Genomic DNA, 1,428 nt, shown 5'->3' on the forward strand with positions numbered 1-1,428 from the left:
TTTCTTGAGCACATGCTGGATCAGATCGCCCGTCACGGGTTGATCGACCTGGATATTGAATGCAAGGGCGATCTGCATATCGACGACCACCATACGGTGGAAGACGTCGGTATCACCCTCGGCCAGGCATTTGCCAAAGCCATCGGCGATAAAAAAGGCATCCGTCGCTACGGTCATGCCTACGTGCCGCTCGATGAAGCGCTGTCACGCGTGGTCATCGACTTCTCCGGTCGTCCAGGCCTGCAGATGCACGTGCCGTACACCCGCGCCACCGTCGGTGGTTTCGACGTTGACCTGTTCCAGGAATTCTTCCAGGGCTTCGTCAACCATGCGTTGGTCAGCATGCACATCGATAACCTGCGCGGCACCAACACCCACCACCAGATCGAAACCGTGTTCAAGGCTTTCGGCCGCGCGCTGCGCATGGCCGTCGAGCTGGATGAGCGCATGGCCGGGCAAATGCCATCGACCAAAGGCGTTCTGTAATGCAGACGGTTGCAGTTATCGATTACGGCATGGGCAACCTGCACTCGGTGGCCAAAGCCCTCGAGCACGTCGGCGCCGGTAAAGTGCTGATCACCAGCGATGCGGCGGTGATTCGTGAAGCTGACCGCGTGGTGTTCCCCGGTGTTGGCGCGATTCGCGATTGCATGGCGGAGATCCGTCGCCTCGGTTTCGACTCGTTGGTGCGTGAAGTCAGCCAGGATCGTCCGTTCCTCGGCATCTGTGTCGGCATGCAAGCCTTGCTCGACACCAGCGAAGAGAACGATGGCGTTGACTGCATCGGCCTGTTTCCGGGCGCAGTGAAGTTCTTCGGCAAAGACCTGCACGAAGACGGCGAGCACCTGAAAGTCCCGCACATGGGCTGGAACGAAGTGAAGCAGAAGGTCAGCCACCCGTTGTGGCATGACATTCCGGACATGGCGCGTTTCTACTTCGTGCACAGCTACTACATCGCTGCCGCCAATGCGCGGCAAGTGGTTGGTGGCGGTCATTACGGTGTCGATTTCGCTGCGGCGCTGGCCGATGGCTCGCGCTTCGCCGTGCAGTTCCACCCGGAGAAAAGCCATACCCATGGCCTGCAGTTGCTGCAGAATTTCGCGGCGTGGGACGGTCGCTGGTAAATGGCCGCCAAGAAAACCAAACCGCCGATTCTGACCCTCACTCCCGAACAGGAGAACGAGGCCAATCGCAAGATTCAGCGGTTCATGGAAGACCGTTTCGAACTCGATCTGGGATCGTTCGAAGCGGGTGAAATTCTTGAGCTGTTTACCCGCGAAATTGCTCCGCACTATTACAACAGGGCGATTTTCGATGTTCAGACCCACCTCAAAGAGCGGTTTGAAAGCATCGAAAGCGACCTGTGGGCGCTCGAGAAAAACTGATTTCCGAGCCAAGCTGAACATTCAAATTTGAAGGTTTGCCAGA

3 protein-coding genes are annotated in these 1,428 nt (G+C 57.6%); all 3 read left to right on the forward strand.

Going from position 1 to position 1,428, the window contains the following annotated elements:
• On the forward strand, nt 1-486 hold a 486-nt coding region (hisB, locus tag ACIP1X_RS28920; protein WP_400755980.1), incomplete at its 5' end, for an imidazoleglycerol-phosphate dehydratase HisB.
• The gene (gene hisH / locus ACIP1X_RS28925; RefSeq protein ID WP_007909206.1) at nt 486-1,124 is read left to right on the forward strand and encodes an imidazole glycerol phosphate synthase subunit HisH; all 639 of its coding nucleotides are present in this window, start codon (nt 486-488) and stop codon (nt 1,122-1,124) included. The genes hisB and hisH, both read left to right, overlap by 1 nt.
• Nucleotides 1,125-1,385, forward strand: a complete 261-nt coding sequence (locus ACIP1X_RS28930) for a DUF2164 domain-containing protein (protein WP_053116588.1) — start codon at nt 1,125-1,127, stop codon at nt 1,383-1,385.
• The last annotated feature ends 43 nt before the right edge of the window (nt 1,386-1,428 follow it).

Origin of the sequence: Pseudomonas sp. NPDC088885 (assembly GCF_044750025.1) — a bacterium.
GTDB classification, from domain to species: domain Bacteria; phylum Pseudomonadota; class Gammaproteobacteria; order Pseudomonadales; family Pseudomonadaceae; genus Aquipseudomonas; species Aquipseudomonas rustica.

Excerpts from the sequence above, each read along its gene's own strand:
- hisH (WP_007909206.1), top strand. The coding sequence starts at position 486 with ATGCAGACGGTTGCAGTTATCGATTACGGCATGGGCAACCTGCACTCG.
- ACIP1X_RS28930 (WP_053116588.1), top strand. The coding sequence starts at position 1,125 with ATGGCCGCCAAGAAAACCAAACCGCCGATTCTGACCCTCACTCCCGAA.